The 21,928-nt window shown below is 63.1% G+C and carries 20 protein-coding genes and 1 tRNA gene; 11 read left to right on the top strand and 10 right to left on the bottom strand.

Annotated elements, in window-relative coordinates:
- Positions 1-172: 172 nt before the first annotated feature.
- Positions 173-2,131: a molybdopterin biosynthesis protein gene (locus K288_RS0107165; protein WP_152535421.1), complete on the bottom strand. Its 1,959-nt coding sequence runs from the start codon at positions 2,129-2,131 to the stop codon at positions 173-175.
- A complete protein-coding gene (locus tag K288_RS0107160; protein WP_027578911.1) occupies positions 2,128-3,240 on the bottom strand; it encodes a molybdopterin-binding protein in 1,113 nt (370 codons plus the stop codon). Before K288_RS0107160 ends, K288_RS0107165 begins: the two co-directional genes overlap by 4 nt.
- Before the next feature lie 210 nt (positions 3,241-3,450).
- On the opposite strand from K288_RS0107160, the gene K288_RS0107155 reads away from it, so the two are divergent.
- Entirely contained in the window at positions 3,451-4,641 is a 1,191-nt protein-coding gene (locus tag K288_RS0107155; RefSeq protein ID WP_027578910.1) for an ABC transporter substrate-binding protein, read from the top strand.
- Positions 4,642-4,719: 78 nt separating this feature from the next.
- On the opposite strand, the gene K288_RS0107150 is transcribed toward K288_RS0107155, so the two are convergent.
- Complete coding sequence (locus K288_RS0107150) at positions 4,720-5,682, bottom strand: TAXI family TRAP transporter solute-binding subunit (protein WP_027578909.1); 963 nt, start codon at positions 5,680-5,682, stop codon at positions 4,720-4,722.
- Between the two features lie 124 nt (positions 5,683-5,806).
- On the opposite strand from K288_RS0107150, the gene K288_RS0107145 reads away from it, so the two are divergent.
- The 3 genes from K288_RS0107145 to K288_RS0107135 all read left to right on the top strand — a co-directional run bounded on the left by K288_RS0107145 (position 5,807) and on the right by K288_RS0107135 (position 7,813).
- Complete coding sequence (locus tag K288_RS0107145) at positions 5,807-6,775, top strand: tripartite tricarboxylate transporter substrate binding protein (protein ID WP_027578908.1); 969 nt, start codon at positions 5,807-5,809, stop codon at positions 6,773-6,775.
- A gap of 85 nt (positions 6,776-6,860) precedes the next feature.
- Positions 6,861-6,936, top strand: a tRNA-Ile gene (locus tag K288_RS0107140).
- Between the two features lie 223 nt (positions 6,937-7,159).
- On the top strand, positions 7,160-7,813 hold the full coding sequence (locus K288_RS0107135) for a transglycosylase SLT domain-containing protein (protein ID WP_043159435.1): 654 nt from the start codon (positions 7,160-7,162) through the stop codon (positions 7,811-7,813).
- 564 nt (positions 7,814-8,377) lie between these two features.
- Here the strand turns inward: K288_RS0107135 and K288_RS0107130 are convergent.
- Positions 8,378-9,580 (bottom strand): aspartate kinase, encoded by a 1,203-nt coding sequence (locus tag K288_RS0107130; RefSeq protein ID WP_027578906.1) that lies wholly within the window; start codon positions 9,578-9,580, stop codon positions 8,378-8,380.
- Entirely contained in the window at positions 9,581-10,765 is a 1,185-nt protein-coding gene (nagA, locus tag K288_RS0107125; RefSeq protein WP_027578905.1) for an N-acetylglucosamine-6-phosphate deacetylase, read from the bottom strand.
- 137 nt (positions 10,766-10,902) lie between these two features.
- Here nagA and K288_RS0107120 point away from each other — a divergent pair, with 137 nt between their 5' ends.
- The 6 genes from K288_RS0107120 (at position 10,903) to K288_RS0107095 (ending at position 16,450) form a co-directional block, all read left to right on the top strand.
- Entirely contained in the window at positions 10,903-11,826 is a 924-nt protein-coding gene (locus K288_RS0107120; protein ID WP_027578904.1) for a BadF/BadG/BcrA/BcrD ATPase family protein, read from the top strand.
- A gap of 19 nt (positions 11,827-11,845) precedes the next feature.
- Positions 11,846-12,814: an N-acetylmuramic acid 6-phosphate etherase gene (locus K288_RS0107115; protein WP_027578903.1), complete on the top strand. Its 969-nt coding sequence runs from the start codon at positions 11,846-11,848 to the stop codon at positions 12,812-12,814.
- 11 nt (positions 12,815-12,825) lie between these two features.
- Positions 12,826-13,824 carry an SIS domain-containing protein gene (locus K288_RS0107110; protein WP_027578902.1) on the top strand — a complete coding sequence of 333 codons (999 nt, stop codon included), beginning with the start codon at positions 12,826-12,828 and terminating at the stop codon, positions 13,822-13,824.
- Between the two features lie 193 nt (positions 13,825-14,017).
- Positions 14,018-14,767 carry a hypothetical protein gene (locus K288_RS0107105; protein WP_027578901.1) on the top strand — a complete coding sequence of 250 codons (750 nt, stop codon included), beginning with the start codon at positions 14,018-14,020 and terminating at the stop codon, positions 14,765-14,767.
- Between the two features lie 213 nt (positions 14,768-14,980).
- The gene (locus K288_RS44930; RefSeq protein WP_064737306.1) at positions 14,981-15,637 is read left to right on the top strand and encodes a DoxX family protein; all 657 of its coding nucleotides are present in this window, start codon (positions 14,981-14,983) and stop codon (positions 15,635-15,637) included.
- Between the two features lie 69 nt (positions 15,638-15,706).
- On the top strand, positions 15,707-16,450 hold the full coding sequence (locus tag K288_RS0107095; protein WP_027578900.1) for a methyltransferase domain-containing protein: 744 nt from the start codon (positions 15,707-15,709) through the stop codon (positions 16,448-16,450).
- On the opposite strand, the gene K288_RS0107090 is transcribed toward K288_RS0107095, so the two are convergent.
- The 5 genes from K288_RS0107090 to K288_RS53550 form a co-directional block, all read right to left on the bottom strand.
- The gene (locus K288_RS0107090; protein WP_244443077.1) at positions 16,451-17,197 is read right to left on the bottom strand and encodes a glycosyltransferase family 2 protein; all 747 of its coding nucleotides are present in this window, start codon (positions 17,195-17,197) and stop codon (positions 16,451-16,453) included.
- Between the two features lie 5 nt (positions 17,198-17,202).
- Positions 17,203-18,282, bottom strand: a complete 1,080-nt coding sequence (locus K288_RS0107085) for a radical SAM protein (RefSeq protein ID WP_043159433.1) — start codon at positions 18,280-18,282, stop codon at positions 17,203-17,205.
- Positions 18,279-19,571, bottom strand: coding sequence for a glycosyltransferase 87 family protein (locus tag K288_RS44925; protein WP_160168948.1), 1,293 nt, complete (start codon positions 19,569-19,571; stop codon positions 18,279-18,281). The genes K288_RS0107085 and K288_RS44925 overlap by 4 nt, the downstream gene beginning before the upstream one ends.
- Positions 19,572-19,648: 77 nt before the next feature.
- Positions 19,649-20,353, bottom strand: coding sequence for a TIGR04282 family arsenosugar biosynthesis glycosyltransferase (locus K288_RS0107075; RefSeq protein ID WP_043159432.1), 705 nt, complete (start codon positions 20,351-20,353; stop codon positions 19,649-19,651).
- Positions 20,350-20,487, bottom strand: coding sequence for a hypothetical protein (locus K288_RS53550; RefSeq protein ID WP_160168947.1), 138 nt, complete (start codon positions 20,485-20,487; stop codon positions 20,350-20,352). The genes K288_RS0107075 and K288_RS53550 overlap by 4 nt, the downstream gene beginning before the upstream one ends.
- A 262-nt stretch (positions 20,488-20,749) precedes the next feature.
- On the opposite strand from K288_RS53550, the gene K288_RS0107065 reads away from it, so the two are divergent.
- The gene (locus tag K288_RS0107065; RefSeq protein ID WP_027578896.1) at positions 20,750-21,901 is read left to right on the top strand and encodes an acyl-CoA dehydrogenase family protein; all 1,152 of its coding nucleotides are present in this window, start codon (positions 20,750-20,752) and stop codon (positions 21,899-21,901) included.
- The last annotated feature ends 27 nt before the right edge of the window (positions 21,902-21,928 follow it).

Genomic DNA, 21,928 nt, shown 5'->3' with positions numbered 1-21,928 from the left:
TGCTCCATCGCGATGGGTTTCGCTTCGCTCTACCCATCCTACAGGTCCGCTGTTTGAGGTGTGAGGGAATTCGTAGCGAGAGAATCCGTAGGATGGGTAGAGCGCAGCGTGCCCACCATCGTGGGCGAAGTGTCGATGGTGGGCACGCTTTCGCTTTGCCCACCCTACGCGACTATGCCGGGCGGAAACCCGCCTGCTCCAGCGCAGCGCGGCTTTCGTCAGAGGCCAGCGCCTCCAGAAACGCCTGCACGGCCGGGCGATGTTTTCGCGCCGTCACCAATGCGAAGTCGTAATGCTCCTCCGCCAGCGGAATGAACCCGAGCTCGGACGCGTGCGCAACCGGTGCGATCGTCATGCCCCAGTCGGCGCGATGCTGGGCGACGGCGGCGGCGACCGCATTGTGCGAGCGCGGCTGATTCCAGTAGCCGTCGGGGCGTGCGCCGCCGAGCAGACGGTCGATCAGGATGCGCGTGCCGGCGCCCTGGTTGCGGTTGACCATGATGCAGGCAGGATCGGCGAGTGCTGCGCGCACCGCGTCCTTCGCCGACAGGCCTTCGAAGCGCTGGTCGCCCTTGCGGAACACGATACCCTGCATCCGCCGCCAGCCCGGCACGAGCTCGAGCCCATCGGCGAGATAGGGCACGTTGTAGGTCTCGCTCTTCTCGTCGAAGAGATGGATCGGCGCGAAATCGCATTCGCCGCGCTTGGCCGCGGCAAGCCCGCCGAGGCTGCCGACTGCGATCGAGCGCACCGAGAGTCCGGCACGCGCCAGCGGCGCGGTGACGAGATCGAGCCCGGTGCAATGGCTGCCGACGATGACGAGATCGGGCACGCGCACATGCGGCGTGAACAGCGTCACTTCGGCCTCGGTGCCGGCAGGCATCTGATCGGCCAGCGCATCGATCTTGAGGAAACCGTCAGCCTGCGCGAACGAGGTGATCGCGCCAGAGCCCTTGCCGCTCGGATAGGCGATCAGCCCTTCCGCGCCTTCGACCAGCGACACCATGACGAACTCGGTGCGGCCGAGTTCGGAGGCGATCCGCACCGGCACCTTCGCCGTCACCTTCGCATCCGAGCGCGGCGGCAGCCCCGCCATCCGCCGCAGCACCGGCACGATCATGTCGTGGAAGGTGAACATCGCCGAGGTCGGAAAGCCCGGCAGGATCACCACCGGCTTGCCGTCGCACACCGCAAGGCACAGCGGCTTGCCCGGCTTCAGCGCCACGCCATGGGCGATGATGCCCGGCTTGCCGAGCCGCGCGATGATGCGATGGGACACATCGCCCGCGCCTTTCGAGGTGCCGCCGGAGAGCACCAGCATGTCGCTCTCGGCGAGCGCGCTGCGCATGGCGGCTTCGAGTTGCACCTCGTCGTCGGCAATGGCGCCGACAAAGACGGCATCGCCGCCATTCTCGGAGATCGCCGCGGTGACGATGGCGCCGTTGGTGTCGTAGATCGCGGCCGGACGCAGCCGCTGGCCCGGCTGCACCAGTTCGTCGCCGGTGGAAAGAATGGCGACACGCGGCCGCCGCGCCACGCCGACCTCCGCGATGCCGCAGGCAGCGAGCATGCCGATCTCGCGCGAGCCGATGATGGTGCCGGCGCGCAGCAGCGTTTCGCCGCGCGCGATGTCGGAGCCGGCGTAGGACACGAATTGTCCGGGAGAAGCGGCGCGGCGGATCTCGATAGCGCGTTGGCCCGCGGGCTGCGTATGCTCGACCATCACGATCGCGTCCGCCCCGCGCGGAACGGGTCCGCCGGTCGCGATCGAGGTCGCCGTATCCGACAGCACCGGCCGCGCCGGCGCGGTGCCGCAGGCGATGATCTCGTCGTTCAGCACGAGACGAACCGGCGAGGCCTCGCTGGCCTGCGCAAGATCGGCGGAACGCACCGCAAAGCCATCGACATTGGAGCGGTCGAACGGCGGCACATCGATCGGCGCAACGACGTCGCCGGCCAGCGCGCAGCCGAGCGCCTGCGCGAGCGGTCGTGTTTCGCTGGCGGCCGCGCGCGGAAACAACGCGGCCTCGAACCGCGCAACCGCCTCCTCGCGCGACAGGATGGTCAGGAACTGGTCCTGATCGAAACTGCCGCGGTCCTTCGCAGGTGTATTGGTCATGTCGGAACTCATTCCCGCAACATATAGGCATCGATCGGCATGCCCGCAGCAAATCCTTCGGAACCGCCGGGCACGACCAGAAAGGCCTCCGCGCGCGCGATCGCATCAAGTGAGAGTTCGCCGACCGCGAGCGGCGTCCACGCATCGCGCTGCCGCTCCAGCAGCACGAACTCGGCGATGCCGACCAGCGATGCAATCTTGCGCGACAGCGGCAGCGACAGTGCCTTCCGCGGTCGCCGTCCGGTCAGCCGATCGAGCACCGGCAGCGCGAGCGCCCACCACGCCGCGAACGCCTGGTCCGGCGCGCCCGGCAGCGCAACGACCGGCGTTGTTCCGATACGGCCGACGGCGGCAGTGCGGCCAGGCTGCAGGGCGATGCCATGAGCGATGACGTCGCCGCGCGCAGCGAGTGCGCTCACCGCCGCGTCGGTGCGGCCGACGCCGCTGCCGCCAATGGTGATCAGGAGATCGCAGGCCGCATCTGCAAACGCGGCGACGATCGAGGCGGCATCACGCGCTCCCGCCCCACGGCTGACAATTTCAGCGCCGGCCGAACGTGCGCTCTCCGCGACCAGCTTGGCGGTTGCCGTCGCACCGGGAATGTTGACGATGTGCAATTGCGGGCGTCGTACCTTGAGCCGCTCGATCCCTGCTGTGCGCGCGATCAGGAGATCGCGCGGAAGCACGCGCCGTCCCGCCTTGGCAACGACACTCCCTTCCGCGATGTCCTGGCCCTTGCGCCTGACGCCCTGCCCCGGGATCGCTTCCGCGAGCACCTGCGCAATCGGCCCGGCGACCTCGACGAGGTCGGCATCGAGCACGCAATCGCAAGCCCCGGGCATGGCATCACCGGATTCGACCCAGGCGGGCGGCGCAGCCAATGGCAACGGCGAGTAGGAGGAGGCGCCGACCAGATCATTGGCACGCAGGGCCCAACCATCGGTGGCGGCAAGATCATGCGGCGGATGCGCCGGCAGCGGGGACATCTCGGCCGCGATGCAGCGCAGCGCGTCCGCAAGCACCAATTCGACCGGCTGTACCGGCTCAAGCCCGCGCAGCAGGGCGCTGAGCGCAGTTTGCAGTGGCGTGAGCGAAGCCGGCAGGCGCTGGGTCGGGACCATGGCCGGCCTGTCTACTGTATCGGCTGCGAAATAAACAGGTGCCGCCGGATGTTCCTGCTCCGAAAGGACGCGTTGACGCCGACCCCAAACTGGTTGCAAAAGAAACCAATTCAGCCGGGCTTCCGTCCCGGAACAAGCAATAACGGCCAATGCGCCGGTCCAGGGAGGGAGACAAGAATGTTCGGCACAAAGCTCCGCAAACCACTTTCCATGCTCGGCGCGCTGGCCGGCGCCATGCTGGCTTCGACGGCGGCGCTGGCGCAGATTTCCGACGACGTCGTCAAGATCGGGGTGCTCACCGACATGAACGGGCCGGCCTCGACGCCGACCGGACAGGGCTCGGTCACCGCGGCGCAGATGGCGGTCGACGATTTCGGCGGCAAGGTGCTGGGCAAGCCGATCTCGGTAATCGTCGGTGACCACCAGCTCAAGGCCGATATCGGCGCCAGCATCGCGCGGCGCTGGTACGACGTCGATCAGGTGGATTTGATCGTCGACGTGCCGGTATCCGCGGTCGGGCTCGCCGTGCAGAACGTCGCCAATGAGCGAAAGCGGCTGTTCATCACGCACTCGACGGGAGCAACCGATTTCCACGGCAAATTCTGCTCGCCCTATGCGATGCAGTGGGTGTTCGACACCAGGGCGCTCGCGGTCGGCACCGCGCAGGAGGTGGTGAAGCGCGGCGGCGACAGCTGGTTCTTCATCACCGACGACTATGCGTTCGGGCATTCGCTGGAAAAGGATGCCGCGAGCGTCGTCACCAAGAATGGCGGCAAGGTGCTGGGCTCGGTGCGGCCGCCATTTGCGACGCCCGATCTGTCGTCCTTCGTGCTACAGGCGCAGGCCTCGAAGGCCAAGATCATCGGCATTGCCGGCGGGCCGCCCAACAACATGAACGAGATCAAGACCGCCGGCGAGTTCGGCGTGTTCAAGGGCGGCCAGCAGATGGCCGCACTGCTGGCGCTGATCACCGACATCCATTCGCTGGGCCTGCCGACCGCGCAAGGCCTGTTGCTGACGACGTCGTTCTACTGGGACATGGACGACAAGACCCGCGAATGGTCGAAGCGCTATTTCGCCAAGATGAACCGGATGCCGACGATGTGGCAGGCCGGCGTCTATTCCTCGGTGATCCATTACCTGAACGCGATCAAGGAGACCGGCACCGACGATCCGCTGAAGGTCGCGGCCAAGATGCGCGAAAAGCCGATCGAGGACTTCTTCGCCCGCAACGGCAAGCTGCGCGAGGACAATCTGATGGTCCACGACCTCTGGCTCGTACAGGTGAAGTCGCCGGAGGAATCGAAGTATCCGTGGGACTATTACAAGATCCTCACCAAGATCTCCGGCGACGACGCATTCGGCCCGCCAGATCCAGTGTGTGGGTTGGTGAAGAAATGAGATGGGGCGAATGGCGAGTAGCGAGTGGCGAATGGGGAAAGCGGCGAGTGGCCATCCATTCGCTACTCGCCATTCGCCTCACTTCGCAACTCCAATCTCGCGAAAATACTTCAGCACACCCGGATGGATCAGCTCCACATTCGGCGCCGCCGCCACCGTATTCGTCGCGGTCGTCTCGCAGGCCTGCGCAAGCTTCCTGCAGAACTCGCCTTCGATCCCGTGCAGCGTCTTCGCCAGCCGATAGGCGACGTCGTCGGGCAGGCTTTCGCGCACGAGGATGAAGCTCCACGAGCCGACGGAGGCGATCGCGTCCGTCTGCTTCGGATAGCTGTTCGGCGGGATCGTCAGCGGCTTCAGGAAGGTGTGCTTGGCGCGAATGCGCGCGATCTCGTCCGTGCTGGGTGCGATGAAGCGGGCACCGGCGGGACTTTCCGCCATCGCGGCAAAGCCCGGCCAGCCGATACCGGCGCCCCAGAGCGCCGCGGCGCGGCCGTCCTGCACCATGGTTGGTCCATCGCCGGCGCGGTCGAGATAGATCGACTTGAAGTCCTCGTCCTGCTTCAGCCCGATGCCATCAAGGATGTAGCGCGACAGGATCGGCAGGCCCGAGCCCTTGGCGCCGAACGCGACCGGCTGGCCAACGAGGTCGTGGATCGTCCGGTACGGGCTGTCGGCCCGCACCACGAACATGCCGGGGCTCGAATACATCGCAGTCAGGATCTTGAGCTTGGTCGCGGGCCGCCCGATACCCATGAAGGCTTCATAGGCAGGCTCGCCGGCCACCGTCGCGATGTCGAGCTTATCAGCTTCGAGCAGCGGAATGTTCTCGTTCGAGCCCTTGGTATTGCGCGGCTCGACCGAGAGGCTCGGATCCGCCGCGTTCATGGCTTCGGCAAAGGCATTGCCATAGAGCGGGAAACCGCCGCCCGGCGTCGCGGTCCCCAGGGTGATCGTGGTTTTCAAAATGGCCTTGCCTCCCTCCTGTGCGACAGCCCCGCCGGTGAGCAGAACAGCAGCGCAAACCATCAAAGCGATTTTCATTTGGCGGCCTCCAACATCCCCGTCGCGAGATTGATCGATCTTTGTGCTGTAGAGGTTGTAGGCAAGGCCGGAATTTTATGAAAGCATGGCCGCAACGGTAACAAGAAAATGACGAGGAAACATAATGCTTCGCTTTTTGCGTGCGACGTCCCTTGGTTTGATTTGTCTCTTGAGTCTTGTCGTTCCCTCCTCCGCCGCCGACTATCCAAACCGCCCGGTGCGCTGGCTGATCGGATTTGCCGCCGGCGGGCCGGTCGATATCGTCGCCCGCATCATGAGCCAGTGGCTGTCGGACCATTTCGGCCAGCAATTCGTGGTCGAGAACCGCACCGGCTCCGGCGGCAACATCGCGGCCGCCGCCGCGATCAATTCGCCCGCCGATGGCTATACGCTGCTGTTCGTTGCGCCCAATAATGCGATCAGCACCTCGCTTTACAAGAAGCTGCCCTATGACTTCCTGCGCGACACCACCCCCGTCGCCAGCATCATGCAGCTCACCAACATGCTGGTGGTCTCCAATGCGATGCCGGTGAAGACCGTCAAGGAGTTCATCGACTACTGCAAGGCCAATCCCGGCAAGATCTCCTATGCGTCGTCGGGCAACGGCACCTCGGTGCACATGTCGGCGGAATTGTTCAAGGCGATGACCAAGTGCGAGATGCAGCACGTGCCCTATCGCGGCTCGGCGATCGCCTTTCCCGACATCATCTCCAACAAGGTGCAGCTGATCTTCGACAACCTGCCCTCGGCGCTGGAGCAGGCGCGCGGCGGCAATGTCCGCGCGCTCGGCGTCACCTCGCCGCAGCGCTGGCCGGGCGTGCCTGACGTCCCCGCCATCGCCGAGACCGTTCCGGGATTCGAATCCGTCGGCTTCTACGGCATCTCGGCGCCGAAGGGCACGCCGCCGGAGGTCATAGAGGCCCTTAACAAGGCGGTCGGCGAAGCGCTGAAGGACCCCAAGCTCGTCGCCCGCCTCGCCGAGGTCGGCGGCATCCCCAAGCCGATGGCGCCGGCCGAATTTGGCAAGCTGGTCGCCGACGAAACCGAGAAATGGCGGAAAGTCGTGGAGTTCGCCGGGGTTTCGGTGGACTAGAGGCGCCGGGATTGCCCGATCGTCCCTCACCCTGTAAACGGAGCCGGCACCGTTGCCGGCCCACGCGTTGTGGCGGCTCGCGGCGGGGCCTGTAGCTCAATGGTTAGAGCCGGCCGCTCATAACGGTCTGGTTGCAGGTTCGAGTCCTGCCGGGCCCACCAGTAAAACCTTATTTCGTGCGGACCACGAAAGAACGACTCGACTTTGCCGCGCACTGCCAAGGCCTCTTCTCGTAAGACGCATGCCAGGAGGAGCTGGAAAAGCTTACTCCCTCGCCTTCGCGGTTGGCATGGCGCGCGCTGGGCGCGACGAAAGCTCGCGACGGCGCCGCGAGCGATCAGGGCCGTTGGCGTTGTCGCGATCCTCCTCGCGACGTTCTCTCTGATGAACCTCGTCTACCACGTGGTCCGTAAGCCGACCGAGCTGTTCTTCCTCGTTGGCGGCGCGCTCGACAAGAAGCCGAGTGAAACGTGGCGCCAATACGGACCGCTCTTTCGCGCCTACTCGACCAGCACGATCACGCCCGAACTGTTGGCCGCGCTGGCGCAAGTCGAGAGCACCGGCAACCCGGTGGCGCGTACCTATTGGCGCTGGCAACTCCACTGGAATCCTTTCGCAGTCTACCAACCCGCCTCGAGCGCTGTAGGCCTGTATCAGATGACCGATGCAGCTTACGCCGAGGCCGCCCGGTCCTGCATCCGCAAGAACGCGGTCGTCGATGCCGACTGCGGATTCACCAGCCTATATATTCGCGCGCTTCCGAGCCATGCCATCGAACTGGCGACCGTGTATCTGGACCGCAATGTCGCGGCGGTTCTCGCCCGCGCATCGGATGCGTCGGCAAATCCGCTGCAGAAGCAGGATCTGGCCGCATTCATCCATCTCTGCGGCGCCGGTCCGGCGGGGGCTTTCGTACGCCGTGGTTTTCAAACGATGGCCGGCGAGCGCTGCGGCGATCACCTCGTCGCGGCCTATCTCGCCAGGGTCAATGCAATGAAGCGCCAGTTCCTGCGCTTTGCTGCCGACGGCGGGAATTAGGGCCGCCCCGGTTGCCCGTCAGTCTCCCTTGGGCCCGGGCGGACCCATCGGTCCGGCAGGGCCTGGAGGACCCGCCGGCCCAGGCGGTCCAGCAGGACCGGGGAGGCCGCAGTTTTGTATCACCACGTCTCTCGTATCCGGCCCGGAGGTGATCTTGACAATGCAAGTGGAGGGAAACTCTGGTCCAATCCACCTAAACCCTCCAGTCGAAGTGCTCTCGACCTGCACTGTTTTGTTTGGGCTAATCTTGATCTCCACGCTGGGCTCGCGCGGTCGTCTAACCCTTCCTACGATTGCCAACTCGCCCCGCGATATGGTGGCAGTCGTGATCAATATCTCTGCGTAGGCATTTCCACCCCATGTGGTCACACAGACAGTTGTGACAGCCAGGACGGTGCCGATGAACCTTGCGAGCATGGCAGGCTTTCCCTCGTGCGTCCTGTCATAATCCGAAATTTCGTCGCTAGAAACAAGAAGGCGACTACGCAAGATCGAAATGTGTGCGGCAAATTGATCAAATTGCCCCGACGTGAGCGCGATGATGGAGCTGGCCTGATCTCGAAGCTATGTTTGCTGGACCAGCGAATGCAAAGCCTTGACCGCAGCCTCCCGGTTCTCCACAGGGACAAACAGATTGACCGAATGCGGCGACAGCACATAACCGTCGGGGACAATCCCGTGATGTCCGAGAACCTGCAATGCCCTGAACGGCAATTCCGACGAAACGCCGCCGAAGCAGGTGAGACTCACCGAGCTTGAGGCCTCGCGCTGCTTGCGCAGATCCTTAGCGTGCTCCAGCGTGCGCAACAGCGCGTCGAGCCACTCTGTATCACAGGCCACGGTCATACTGGTTTTTCCCGTGGCGAAGCTTGAGGCGAGGAGCTGCGGCCAGGACAGGCTGTTTTGCTTGAGGTGCTGAGCGAATACTTCGAAGCCGTGATTGAGATCCTTGGAATCGATTTCCACATGCTCGATGCGAGCCATCGAGTTGACGGCCAGAACCTTCCCGTTCTCCATGCCTGCAACCTCCTTCATCACCTGCGTGCTGTGTTCAACGCCACCCCACCGCTTGATAACCAGAGGCACGTCCTGACTTTGCGCCAGCTCGACGCTGCGAAAATGCAGGATCTTTGCGCCCCAGAAGCACATTTCGGAGAGGGATTCGAAGTCCACTCGCCGCAGCGGCTTAGCATCCGGCACGATGCGCGGATCGGCCGAACAGATACCGTCGACCTCTTTGATGATTTCACAGCGTTCGGCTTTCAGCGCCGCGGCCATCGCAACGGCCGTGGTGTCGCTGCCGCCGCGGCCGAGCGTGGTGATTTCCCTGGTCGCCGGGTTCACGCCCTGAAATCCTGCCAGCACCACGACGCGCCCACGATCAAGTTCCTCACGTACGCGAATGGGCCGTACATCCAGAATGCGTGCCGAGGAATGGGAGTCGTCGGTCATCACGCCGGCCTGGCTGCCGGTGAAGCTGATCGCTGATACACCGAGGTCGGCAAGCGCCATGCTCATCAGGGACATGCTGATGCGCTCACCGGTCGTTAGCAGCATGTCGAGTTCACGGCGATTGGGAGTCGGGCTTACCTGATAAGCCATCTGGATCAATTGGTCAGTGGTCTTGCCCATGGCGGAGACGATCGCCACGACACGATGACCACGGCCTTGCAGGTCGGCAAGGCTGCGCGCAACCGCGCGGATTTTCTCCGGTGTTTCAAGACAGACACCGCCATATTTTTGTACGATGATGGGATAGTTGTGCATCTAACCTCGGTGAGAAGCCTCGCTCGCCTCGCCTGTCGAACCGACACCGCCTATCCATGTGCCGACGACTTCAAAGTTCGGATTGAAGGCAACAAGGTCCGCGCGGTATCCGGGCGTGATCCGTCCAAACTCGGACTCAAGCCCCAGAAATGCCGCCGGTGTCCGGGAGGCCATGATGAGGGCATCGACAAGGGAGATTCCGAGCAGCGCAACAGCGTTGCGCACCGCCTCGATCATGGTGAGGTGAGCGCCCGCGAGTGTGCCATCGGGGCCAGTCAGGCGGTTCTCGTGCAACGTGATCTGCCTTCCTTGCAGCATGAATTGCCGGTCGTTGGTACCCGCCAACGGCATGGCATCGGTGACCAGCGTCAATCGATCGCGTCCCTTGCAGCGGAAGGCAACACGCAAACCGGTGCGGTCAACGTGTATGCCGTCGCAGATGATCCCTGCAAACAGCCGGTCATCCCCCAGCGCCGCGCCCACCAGGCCCGGCTCCCGGGCGTTCAACTGCGACATGGCATTGAACAGATGGGTCACCCCCGAGACACCGTGATCGACCGCCTGCCCGATTTCGGCTGCGGTGGCGTCGCTGTGGCCGGCCGCGATCCGCAATCCGGCGCCGATCAATTCATCGATCATGGACGCCGGCACGCATTCCGGGGCCAAGGTCACCATGGAGCGGCCGCGGCCCCCAAAACTCTTGATCGCGGCGAGATCGCGCTGATCGGGCACGCGTATCTCGGCTTCCGGATGGATGCCCTTGCGAGACCTGTTGAGGGCCGGCCCTTCCAGATGAAAACCGAGCACGCCGGGAATATTCAGACAAGCGTGGACGACTGCAGCCAGTCGCTCGATGACCTCGCTGCGATCGGTGATGAGGGTCGGCAAGCAGCCCGTGGTCCCCCCCTTGCGGTGCGCCTCAATGATGCGTCGAACGCCAGCCTCCGTTGGCTGGTCGTTGAGAAGAACGCCCCCGCCTCCGTTGACCTGGATGTCGATGAACCCGGGTGCAAGGATCGCGTCTGCGGGAAGGCGGATTGAGGCGCGCGCCTCCGCCTCGCCGAAGGTGATGCTTTCAATCCGCCCCTGCGATATCCTGACCGAACCCGGCCCGCGCATGTCGGTACCATCAAAGACCTGCTGCGCAGCAATCGTGAGAGAGGCGGAAGACCCAGCGTGGGGCATCAGTATTGATCCGAGAGTGCCAGTCACAGACTCGTGAGGCGTGTCCCGTACAAGACTTCACGAGTCCCGTACAAGACTTCATATGTACATCAAGGGCTTTGGGAGGACCCGGAGCGAAACCCTCGCGTTAAGATTCCATGGGAACCAAAGGTACCACGTATCTCGGCATTGATGGAGGCGGAACCCGCTGCCGCGCCCGGATCGAGGACGAAAGCGGCAGGGCACTCGGTGAAGCGAGCTCGGGACCTGCCACGACGCGGATTGGCTTCGAGAAGGCCTGGCGGTCCATCATGGAGGCCACTGAAGCGGCAGCCGCACAGGCCGGACTGACGCGCGAGGATTTCGCGCGGATGCACGCCGGAATTGGCCTTGCCGGCTTCGGTCGCCGGGGCGCGGAAGCGGCGCTCAACGAGATCGCGCATCCCTTTGCGTCCGTCATCTTCATTAGCGACGGCCTGGCGGCCTGTCTCGGCGCCCATAGCGGCGCGGATGGGGCCATCGTGGTAGCGGGAACAGGCTCTGTGGGCGTCGGCCTGATCGACGGCCGCGAAATCCGTCTCGCCGGTTACGGCTTTCCCGTGTCGGACGAAGGCAGCGGCGCCGACATCGGCCTGCAGGTTGTTCGACTGGCGCTGCGGGCGGCGGATCGCCGCGGCGAGCTGACCCCATTGCTTTCAGAGGTGCTGGGCGCATTCGATCATGATCCTTATCAGGCCGTGGCCTGGTCCGAAGAAGCAAGGGCAACAGACTACGCTGCGTTCGCGCCGATCGTGATGCGGCACGCCAATCAGGGCGATCCGGTCGGCCGCCGCATTGTCGAACGCGCGGCCGATGCCATCGGCGATCTGCTAGATTTGTTCCTGGCTAGAGGAATTGACCGGCTCTCGCTGGTGGGCGGGCTCGCGGATGCGATCACGCCCTGGCTGACGCCCGACCTGCGCGTTCGCCTCAGGCGTCCTGACGCGGATGCGGCGGCCGGCGCGTTACTGGTGGCGCGAGGGCGGCTTGACCTGCCCAAGAGAGAAACCGACCATGAACAAGCTTCAAAGTTCCGCGTTTGATGGCGCATGGATCAATTATATGGCCACCGAAGAAGTCGATCCCCGCTTTGCCGATCTTGATGCATGGCCGCTGACGTCAGCGATGGAAGCGATGTGGGAAGGCCAGCTTGCGGCAGTTGCGGCGATCGGCCATGCCCTTCCCGCGATCACTGCGGCGACCGAAGCGGGCAAGGCAGCGCTGGGCGATCAGGGACGCCTTGTGTATGTCGGCGCCGGCACCTCGGGCCGCGTGGCGGTCCAGGACGGCGCCGAGCTGATGCCGACCTTCGCCTGGCCCAACGAGCGCGTCCGCTTCATCGTCGCCGGCGGAGACAGCGCGTTCGTCACCAGCGTCGAGGGCGCGGAGGACGATGTCGATAATGCAGTTGCGCAGATCAACGCTGCGCGGCTCACACCGCACGATGTGGTGATCGCCGTTGCCGCCAGCGGGACAACACCATTCACGGTCGCTGCACTGCAGCAGGCAGGCTCTTTCGGCGCGGTGACGATCGGTGTCGCCAACAATCCCGGCACCGCACTGCTGGCATCGGCAAAGTTTCCGATCCTGATCGAGACCGGCCGAGAGCTGATCGCCGGCTCCACGCGGATGAAGGCGGGCACCGCGCAGAAGGTCGTGCTGAACCTGATCTCCTCAGGGATCATGCTGCGCCTTGGCCGGGTGTATCGCGGCATGATGGTGAACATGCAGCCGACCAATGCCAAGCTGAAGCGGCGCGCCGAGGCCATGGTGGCGCAAATCGCGCACTGCGATCCATCGCACGCGGCACGCTCGCTTGAGCAGGCCGAGGGAGACATCAAGACGGCATGCCTTCTGGCTTTGGGTGTCGACAGGGTCGGTGCCGAGACCATTCTGAAAAACTGTGACGGCAACCTCCGGCGCGTGTTTGCCGAACTCGCCAAGGATCATGACAAGGGTCGTGACAAGGATCGTGACCGACATCCCAAGGAAGCGGCAACCCGCAAGCAAGGCGGAGCGGTTGAGCCGTGACAACATCCGCGATGGCGAGCGAAATCGCGGAAAGCGCGGATGTTGTCGCCAAAATTGTTCGTAACCGCCACGCCACCCGCGACATCGCACAGCGAATTGGGATTGGCTCCGCCCCCCTGTGCGTCGTGTGCGGCCGGGGAAGCTCCGGGCATGCCGGGGTCTACTTGAGATACCTTGTCGAGACGCGGCTACGCCTTCCCGTTTCAGCCAGCGCTCCTTCGGTGGTCACGGCATTTCGCACGCCCTTGATGCTGCGCGATGCGCTGTTCGTCGTGATCTCGCAATCCGGGCGCAGCCCGGATCTTATCGCGGCGACCAGGTCGGCGCGATCAGCGGGCGCCCGCACCATCGCCATCGTCAATGCGACGTCGTCGCCGGTGGTTGACGAAGCGGAGTTCGTCATTCCGATCGAGGCCGGCAGAGAGCACTCCGTAGCGGCGACCAAGACGGTGATCGGCTCGATGGCTGCTAGCGCCGGACTCGTTGCCGAGCTGGCGGAAGATCGTGCGCTGCAGTCAGCCCTCGACAGGCTGCCCGAGCGCCTGCACCGCGCGCTGGCACTCGACTGGTCGGAGATTGCCGATGATCTCGCCAAAGCGTCTGCTGTGTTTGTGGCTTCGCGGGGCCTGGGCCTCGGCTCGGCGCGGGAGATCGCGCTCAAACTTTCGGAAATCCTGCGCCTGCCTTCCATGGGTCTGAGCGCCGCCGAGCTGCAGCATGGGCCGCGGGCCGCGTTATCATCGCGCACGCCGGTTGTCATGATGCGGCTCATGGATGAAACGGCGGCCACGGTAGACGCGCTGGCAGAAGAATTGCGCGAGCAAAAGATCGCGCTGCATCTGTGCGGCGGACCGCATGGCTCGCTGCCCTGGCTGGCCGAGGATGACCCCGCCACCGACCCGATCACCATGCTCGTTCCAGCCTATCGGATGATCGAACAGACGGCGCGCGCCTGCGGATTTGACCCGGATCGTCCCCCTCGCCTGAGCAAGATTACCGAGACGTTTTGACAGCTGACTAATCGCTGGCTGGCAAACTCCGATTATCGTCGACACGCATTTGACGGACGATGAAGTCCCGCGAGGATGCGATTGCGGCTGCTGGCCGTAGCAGCAACCTCCAACAGTACAGAACGCGCAATTTCCGGTATTCTGGGCGGCCTCAGTTCGGTCAACGCAACTGCACCAAACTAAGGAGCTCGCCATGAGCAACACTCAGGCCCGCAGAGGAACGAGCCGCATCGATGTGATCCGCCTTTTCGCCTTCAGCCTGCTGTTGATCCTCCCTGCGACTTCGCGCGCGCAACAGCCCCCACCGCTGGCCGAACAAATGGCAAAGACCTACGGCATTGATTCGTTTGGGCAAATCGAGGCGATCCGCTACACCTGGAATGCGGAATTGCCTGGTGTCAAACTGACTCGCAGATGGGAGTGGAGTCCGAAGACTGATACGGTCTCCTACGAGGGGAAAGACAAGGAAGGCAACCCGGTCAAGGCGACCTATCAGCGCTCGCAGCTCAGCAGCCAAAGCGATGCCGTAAAGAACGAAATCGATCCGGCATTCATGAATGATCAATATTGGTTGATCCTCCCGTTCCACGTCGTATGGGACGGCCCCGCTCTGACCGATGAGGGCACGCAGAAACTACCGCTGGGTGACGCTTCCGCTGAACGGCTCGTAGTCAAATATCCTTCGGAGGGTGGCTACGACCGCGGCGACACCTGGGATCTGTACGTTGGCCCAGACAAGCAGATCAAGGAGATTGCCTACCACCGCGGCGGAAACAGGCCGCCCAAACTCGTGATCGCGACGTGGGCGGGCTACAAGAAGGCTGGCCCACTCCTGATCTCAACAGATCACCGCGGGACGCTCGACGGAAAGCCCATGCAGCTTTCGTTTACGGATGTGTCGGTCAAGCTGACGGGATCGGAAAACTGGATCAACGCGCAATGAACATCGGAGAGGTTGGTTCGATCGACTGATTGTGTGTTTCACAGTCGTGCTGGTTCTCGATCCAGTCGCTGGCGGAGCATTCGAGGCCGGCGATCTTCAGCGTAATGATTGCATGTTCTGCCGCGTAATAGCCTAGGTAAGGCGCGCCTTTCGACCGCTCGCGTGGTGGTGCGCCTTACGTAGAGTGTATTCAAGTCTCTGGAGCACCCGCTTATGCCCAACAATCCCTTCACCAATACGTGGCAATTCCTGACCGCGACGACCGGTGATTATCTCCGTCTAGGAAACTGGGGCTTTCTGATCCTGGCGCTGTTCTGGGTGCTGCTGATCGCCAGCATTGCAGTGGCCTTGCAGAATTTACGGGAAGACTCGGAGCAACGTTCCGGCCGGCACCTTGGAATCTGGCTGGTTCGAGTCCTGATCGGCTGCATGTGGTTTCAGGGAATGTTGTGGAAACTGCCGCTGCCGGTGTCCGACGGTCTGCAATACTGGACCGAACAGGAATCGACCAGCGCGGCGTTCGAATTTCACCGCACCTTTGTCAAGGACGTCGTGTTGCCTCACATGACGATCTTCGGACCGATCGTCTTTCTTGCCGAACTGGTGTTCGCCGCGTCGATGATGCTCGGGCTTGCGGTGCGATTCGTGAGCGTGTTGGCCATCGCCTATGTGTTGCAGCTCTGGCTCGGCCTTTACGGCAATTCGTCCGAGTGGCCGTGGACGTACATGTTCCTGGCCCTGCTGATGTTCCTGTTTGCAATCGAGGGGGCCGGCCGCAGTCTCGGCCTTGATGCCTGGTTGCGTCGCAACAACCCTGCCGTGCGCGACGGGAAGGGGCTTGTCGGCTGGTTCTTCAACATCGCGGGTTAGAGCATGATCCGGAAAAGTGGAAACCGGTTGTCCGAAAAGATCATGCTCAAACAAAGATGAGAGACGAACATGATGGCACTGGCCCGCGCAGTGATGCTGTTTGTGGGACTGGGTGCAACTTGCGCATATGCCGCCGACATTGGTTATCTGGCTCCGCCTGGAGCCCCTGCAAAAGAGTTTCCCTCGCCTCGGCGTCCGGTTGCGCAGATCGTCGGCCCTACCCGCGCTTCCGAGGAGCACCGCGACTCCCTGAACGAGGCCGGCGAGATCGCCCGGCTTCTTGAACTTAAGCCAGGCATGACGGTTGGCGACGTCGGTGCCGGTAGCGGCTACCACACGGTCCGTCTCTCGCCGCTCGTCGGTCCCACCGGCTCGGTCATCGCCCAGGACGTAACCCGAAATTACCTCGTCGAGCTCGCCAAGCGAACGCAACGCCTGAAGCTGACCAACGTCATCTTCGCACTGGGCAAACCGCATGACCCGCGCCTGCCTGCGTCCTTTCTCGACGCCGCCATCCTCGTGCACATGTATCACGAGATAGCTCAGCCCTACGCCTTCCTCTACAATCTAGCGCCCGCTTTGAAGCAGGGTGCGCGGCTCGGAATTGTCGACCTCGAGCGCCCAACGTCAGAGCATGGCACGCCAATTGAGCTGTTGCGCTGCGAACTTGCCACCGTCGGCTATCGCGAGATCGCCACCTATCAGCTCGCAGGCGATGGTGGATACCTCGCGGTGTTTTCTCCACCTGAGGACGGAAGTCGAAAATCTCCTAGGGACATTGTTGCTTGTGGGAATCGTGCCGGCGCTCGCTGATCACCTTTCCTGAGTTCGGAGCTCAAACGCGAGGCGAACGAATGTCGCGGAAATGGACCACGCCGCCTTGACGCCTGCGATGGGATTACCGGAAACCTTCGATACCCCGCCGATCCGGCGCCGCTGCCCGACGGCGATCTCCAATGCCGGTAAATGGGCGGCGGCGACGCGCATCAGCATTTCCAGGTTCCAGCCATAGGTTTCCTCCTTCATGCCGAGACGTCTGAGCTCATCGCGCCGGATGGCGCGAAACGGCGACAGATCGGTGAAGCTCGCGCCATAGACAAGCCGCAGCAGCAGCCTGCCGACATGGGCCGCAACGACCTGCTGCGGCGCCAAGCTGCCGGGCTCACGCGAACCACGAACGCGCGAGCCGAGAACGAAGACGGCCTGCCCAGTGGCGATCGGCGAGACGAGATCAGAGATGAACTCCGCAGGGTCACTGCCGTCGCCGTCGAGGAAGAGCAGAATGTCGGCGTCATCGCGCGCAGCGGCGATGCCTGCCTGGATGGCGCGACCGTAGCCGCGTCGTGACTCGACAATCACGCGAGCTCCGGCGGCCCGCGCCCGCTCCGCCGTGCGGTCCCGCGAGCCCCCGTCGACGACGATCACTTCACTGACGCTCTGTCCCAGCACCGCGGCTACGACCTGGCCGATCGCCGTTTCCTCGTCGAGGCATGGAATGATCGCTGAAACGACGAACGGTTGGCACGACGCAGGCCGCTTCCCACCGATCTCTTGGCTCACCTCGCTCATAAGCTCCAGCGCAGGCCGCAATTGGCGCAGCTCTTGGGCGGATTGTCTGACAGGAGGGCCGCCCGAAAGTCCCGGTACGCGGGTCCGTTCCAGATATCGTGCAAGGACTGCCGCCCGGCATGGCCAAGCGTATAGTTGTCGTAGCCATGCTGCGAAAACGGCGCGATACAGCACGGCAAGGCGCGGCCATTGGCGGTGAAATACATCAGCGACCACGGCCGCCGGCAGAGCGACCAGGGTGATCCATGGCCGCCACCCTTCAGGCTCAATCCCGGTTCGGTTGCTGCGCCCGACGCGCTGAAGGTCACGCCGAGGGACCGCGCCAGATCCTCGGCCTCCTTCAAATAGGCCGCTTCTTCCTGCGTCAGGCGCTCGAACAGGGTTTGATCCGGCCGCGCCATGCCAATGGCGGATTTGGTGAAGAATACGAGCCGTTGCAGATAGACTTCTTTGATGCCGATCTCCGCTGCAACTTTCACAAATGCCGGCAGTTGCTCGACAGTCTCTTTCAGGCCGGTAAGCCAAACAGAAACCTGTGGCCTGGTGTGCCCCTCCCGCTCCTGCAGCTCGCGAAATGCACGCACATTGCGGATGATGCGGCCGAAATAGTCCCTGCCGCGGATCGCCTTGAAGCTCTCGCGATCTGATGCGTCGAGCGACACACGCAGTTCATCAAGCCCGGCGTCGATCAGCGCACGGCCGTTGCGCTCGCTGAGCACCGTTCCATTGGTGTTGAACAGGACGTAAACGCCGCGGTCCTTCAGGTACCGGACCATCCGGGGCAGGTTCGCAACCAGCATCGGCTCGCCGACGCCGTGCAGCACCGCGCGCGAGAGGCCAGGAGCCTGGTCCACGATCGACGTGAACAGGTCCCAGCTCATGTCTGCCGGCGGCTCGAGCTCCTCGTAGGTACGAGGACAGGTGGTGCACAGCAGGTTGCAGCGGTTGGTGACTTCCAGATAAAGGCAGACCGGTGGCCGCTGGGCAACTTCGGTGCGCTCGCCCGCGACTGACTCGTGATATCGGCGCGGATCGAACGGCGCGCGAGCGTCCTGTGCTTCACCGGAGCGGCTCATTGCGATGCCCCTGTGTCCGCAATCCGCTGCATGCGAGCCCTCCAGGCCGTAAACGCGCAAGCCAGCAAAAGGCCTCCGAACAGAATCGATTTGGTCACCATTCTCGGAGTGTAGAAATCCCAGTCGAGCTGTTCGGACAACAAGACCGCTCCGATCGAAACGACCCACGCCGGCGCGGATCCGCACAGGGCGACAAACGGCGTGATGATCAGAAAATACCAGGGATAGTTGGGCGACAACAACAGGAGCGTAAGGAGTAACAGCATGTTGATGTCGGCAAGCGTTGACGCGATAGCGCGGTCAGAGCTGCGGGCCACGGAGAACCCCTTGAGCAAGAGGACCAACGCGGCCAGTGCGATGTAGACGACAACATCACCTTGATGCTCGCCAAACACAAGGCGCCAAAGCGACAGCAGCCAGAGATCGTTGCCGGCACTGATCCCCTCTTCCGTCAGATAGCCCTTGGTCAGGAATCCGAGAACATCCCAGCCGACCGACAGATAGGGAAGATAACAGAGCGCGACGGTAGCGATCACGACGAGCGGCATTCTGGGATCCCAAGGGCGCCAGATCCCCGCGAGCACCGGCGCCGCATAGGGCTTGACCAGCAAGGAAAATGTGATCACGACCGCTCCGCGGAGAGCATGGCCGGTCAGGGCAATCCACAGGCCGAACAGCATCAGCGCAACCATCAACGCGTCGATGTGGCCGCTGTTGGCAATCTCCCACAATGGAAGCGGATGCCAGAGATAGGCGATCACGCGCGTCACCGGGCGGTTCATACGCTGCAACAGGAGCATGATCAGGGTAACGCTGACTGCCTCGGAGCCCAGCAGCGCGAGACGCATCACAGTCACGTTCTCACCGACCCGCGTGACTATGAGGAAGAAAAGTTGCGCCACCGGGGGATAGATGGTGACGGCCGTATCAGCGCGGTTGATGTGGGGAAAGATCGTCCCGTCGCGCAGTAATACGAGCGCGTCGTCGGCCGGCATGTAGCGATAGGGATTGATGCCGGCGGCCTGCACCTTGCCATCCCAGACATAGCGATAAATGTCACTCGACAGAAGTGGATCGAACAACAGCACATAGACTCTCAGCGCAATCCCAACCCCAAAAATAAGCCATAGCGCGCGATCGGGTGGCGTGCGCTCGGCGAGGCGCGTCGCTGCGATCGTCAGCAGACCTGCGGCGATGGCAAGAGCAATGAAAGCATTGTCGCCATAGGCCTCGAAGGCAAAGGGTGTCACCAGAGTCAGAGCGAGCAGCGCTGCACCGACGCCGGCCAACAGGTGTAGCGGAGGCACGTTGTTGGCGGAGCGCGCAAGTCGACCGAATTGACTTGGAACAGCCGCCGACATTGGCTTTATGAGTCTGTCTGCGGCGCGGCCTCGAGAAAGGCCCGGCTCGCCGGGGCAAAGCCACCGCCACGAAAGCGCGTTGAACTGCCGGCCAGTTCGTCCCTCAGCCAATCCAGCGTTTCAGCGTCGTCGATATCATACCATTCCGGAAGCAACGTTGTGGCAAGCCCGATTTCGGCGGCGCGCTTGCAGGTGCTGCGAGCTACAGTTTCGGTTCCCCAGGCAATTTGCGTGAACAGCTGCCTGTGCGGGTGTTTCAAACCGATAAGATAGTATCCGCCATCGCTCGCCGGCCCGAGCACCATTCGGTCGCCTGGCTCGCGGAGGATTGCAATGGCCTGCGCCAGGAAACGGGCAGGAAGGGTTGGGCTGTCGCCATTGACGAGCAAGACGCAGTCATGTCCATCGATCAGAAGATCGCGTGTGGCACCGAACAGCACATCGCCTAGATCGTCACCAGCCTGCAGCATGAGCCCGAACGTTGCGGGAAGCAGTTCCCGCATGATGTGTTCGACTCCCGCGGGCGCATAGACGCCATACCCGCGGCTGCCGAGCGTCTCGGGGACCGCCTCGATAGCCGCGGCCACGTCACGCAGAAAGCAGGCCGAGAGTTCTGAGGCCGCAACCGCGCCAATGGCCGCCGCGAGCCTCGTCTTTGCGCGGCCAGGCTGCGGCGCCTTGCAAATGATCCCGATCGCCGCGACACTCACGGAAGCAGCCGGAACCGGAGGCGATCGGCGGCGATCGCAATCAATTGCAGCTTTTCCGGTGTAAATGCTGACGGCTGCGTATGGTGTTTTTGCACTACGACGGGCGCGAACCCGCCATCATTAACCGCCATCATCGACACACCTCACCACGCCGTGGCCGGTCGTTGGTAGCGTTCTCCCGGCCACTGCCTGCCGCGATTGTCTCCCAAGGCCGCAGCCGGAGGAAGTCAAATCTGTCACCGATGTCGTGAAAAAAATAGACTTCGGGTGATGTAACAAGATGGCTTTGAACGGCGTAGTGATTGCGGCTATCCATGACCACGTCTCAGCCGTAGATTAACGCGGAGCCGACTGCTTCTTACCAGTTCAATTCGACCGATCACGCCGGAGGTTGTTATGAACCATGAGACCGCAGTTTCCAGTGCCAAGGACATCGCTGATCGCATTCTCGCGCCTGCAGTCAAACAGAACGACAAGGATGGTCGATTTTCGTCCGAGGCAGTTGCGGCGCTCGGTTCGGCCGGTTTGCTGGGGATCATGCTGCCCACTGAGGTCGGCGGCTCGGAGCTGGGACCGCGGACGTTCGCAGCCGTCATTGCGACGCTCGCCGAAGCGGACGCGTCCGCAGCGATGGTCTATTTGATGCACATGAGCGCCACCGCGACGATCGCGGCGGCGGCCGCCCGTCCGGGTGCCACCGTCGCAGCGACGCTCAAGGAAATTTCGGCCGGCCGCCACCTGACAACCCTGGCATTCAGCGAAGCCGGATCGCGCAGCCACTTCTGGACACCTGTCTCGCGAGCGCAACGGAACGGCGCCAACGTGTCCATCACGGCCAAGAAATCCTGGGTGACGAGCGCCGGTCACGCGCAAAGCTATGTCGTCTCGGCGCTGGCTCCTGAAGGCAAGAGTCCAACGGATTCGACCCTTTACCTTTTCGCCAATGGTACGCCCGGACTGTCGGTCGCCGGCCCATGGGATGGTTTCGGGATGCGCGCCAATGCTTCCGCACCGATGATCCTCGAGAATTGCCAGGCAGAGCCAGGGCTACAGCTGACCGACGACGGCGCCGGCTTCAAGGCGATGCTGGAGATCGCGCTTCCCCTGTTCAACCTCGGAACATCGGCGGTCGCGCTGGGCCTATGCCGAGCTGCGGTGGCGGGGACCGCGGCTCATCTCAAGAGCGCCCGCTTCGAGCATTTGGGCCAGACCCTCGGAGAGAGCCTGCCGACGCTTCGCGCGCAGCTTGCGACGATGCAGATCGATACGGATGGGCTTGCGGCGCGCGTCGATGATCTCGTCGATCACCTTGAGCGCCCCCGAGATACCACCATGCTGCGCGTGCTCGAGAGCAAGGCGTCGGCAGGTGATGTTGCGATCGCCGTCACTTCGGCAGCGATGCGGGCGTGCGGAGGTGCAGCGTTTTCCAAGCATATGGCGATCGAACGATTGTTCCGCGACGCCCATGCGGGCGCCGTCATGGCGCCGACAGGCGATGTGCTGCGGGACTTCATCGGCAAAGCCATTTTGGGAATGCCGCTGTTCTGATTGATCGCATTTGGATGTTACGTTCAA

This window comes from Bradyrhizobium sp. Ai1a-2, from assembly GCF_000426245.1.
Taxonomy (GTDB): Bacteria; Pseudomonadota; Alphaproteobacteria; order Rhizobiales; family Xanthobacteraceae; genus Bradyrhizobium.
The sequence above is the reverse complement of the archived record's forward strand: the minus strand, read 5'-3'. Positions and strand labels throughout refer to the sequence as shown.

Coding starts and splice junctions, on each gene's coding strand:
- K288_RS0107135 (WP_043159435.1), top strand. CDS start 7,160: ATGAACCTCGTCTACCACGTGGTCCGTAAGCCGACCGAGCTGTTCTTC.
- K288_RS44930 (WP_064737306.1), top strand. CDS start 14,981: ATGCCCAACAATCCCTTCACCAATACGTGGCAATTCCTGACCGCGACG.
- K288_RS0107065 (WP_027578896.1), top strand. CDS start 20,750: ATGAACCATGAGACCGCAGTTTCCAGTGCCAAGGACATCGCTGATCGC.
- K288_RS0107085 (WP_043159433.1), bottom strand. CDS start 18,282: ATGAGCCGCTCCGGTGAAGCACAGGACGCTCGCGCGCCGTTCGATCCG.
- K288_RS0107145 (WP_027578908.1), top strand. CDS start 5,807: ATGCTTCGCTTTTTGCGTGCGACGTCCCTTGGTTTGATTTGTCTCTTG.
- K288_RS0107155 (WP_027578910.1), top strand. CDS start 3,451: ATGCTCGGCGCGCTGGCCGGCGCCATGCTGGCTTCGACGGCGGCGCTG.
- K288_RS0107165 (WP_152535421.1), bottom strand. CDS start 2,131: ATGAGTTCCGACATGACCAATACACCTGCGAAGGACCGCGGCAGTTTC.
- K288_RS0107120 (WP_027578904.1), top strand. CDS start 10,903: ATGGGAACCAAAGGTACCACGTATCTCGGCATTGATGGAGGCGGAACC.
- K288_RS0107110 (WP_027578902.1), top strand. CDS start 12,826: ATGGCGAGCGAAATCGCGGAAAGCGCGGATGTTGTCGCCAAAATTGTT.
- K288_RS0107130 (WP_027578906.1), bottom strand. CDS start 9,580: ATGCACAACTATCCCATCATCGTACAAAAATATGGCGGTGTCTGTCTT.
- K288_RS0107160 (WP_027578911.1), bottom strand. CDS start 3,240: ATGGTCCCGACCCAGCGCCTGCCGGCTTCGCTCACGCCACTGCAAACT.
- K288_RS0107095 (WP_027578900.1), top strand. CDS start 15,707: ATGATGGCACTGGCCCGCGCAGTGATGCTGTTTGTGGGACTGGGTGCA.
- K288_RS0107115 (WP_027578903.1), top strand. CDS start 11,846: ATGGCCACCGAAGAAGTCGATCCCCGCTTTGCCGATCTTGATGCATGG.
- K288_RS53550 (WP_160168947.1), bottom strand. CDS start 20,487: ATGATGGCGGTTAATGATGGCGGGTTCGCGCCCGTCGTAGTGCAAAAA.
- K288_RS0107150 (WP_027578909.1), bottom strand. CDS start 5,682: ATGAAAATCGCTTTGATGGTTTGCGCTGCTGTTCTGCTCACCGGCGGG.
- nagA (WP_027578905.1), bottom strand. CDS start 10,765: ATGCCCCACGCTGGGTCTTCCGCCTCTCTCACGATTGCTGCGCAGCAG.
- K288_RS0107105 (WP_027578901.1), top strand. CDS start 14,018: ATGAGCAACACTCAGGCCCGCAGAGGAACGAGCCGCATCGATGTGATC.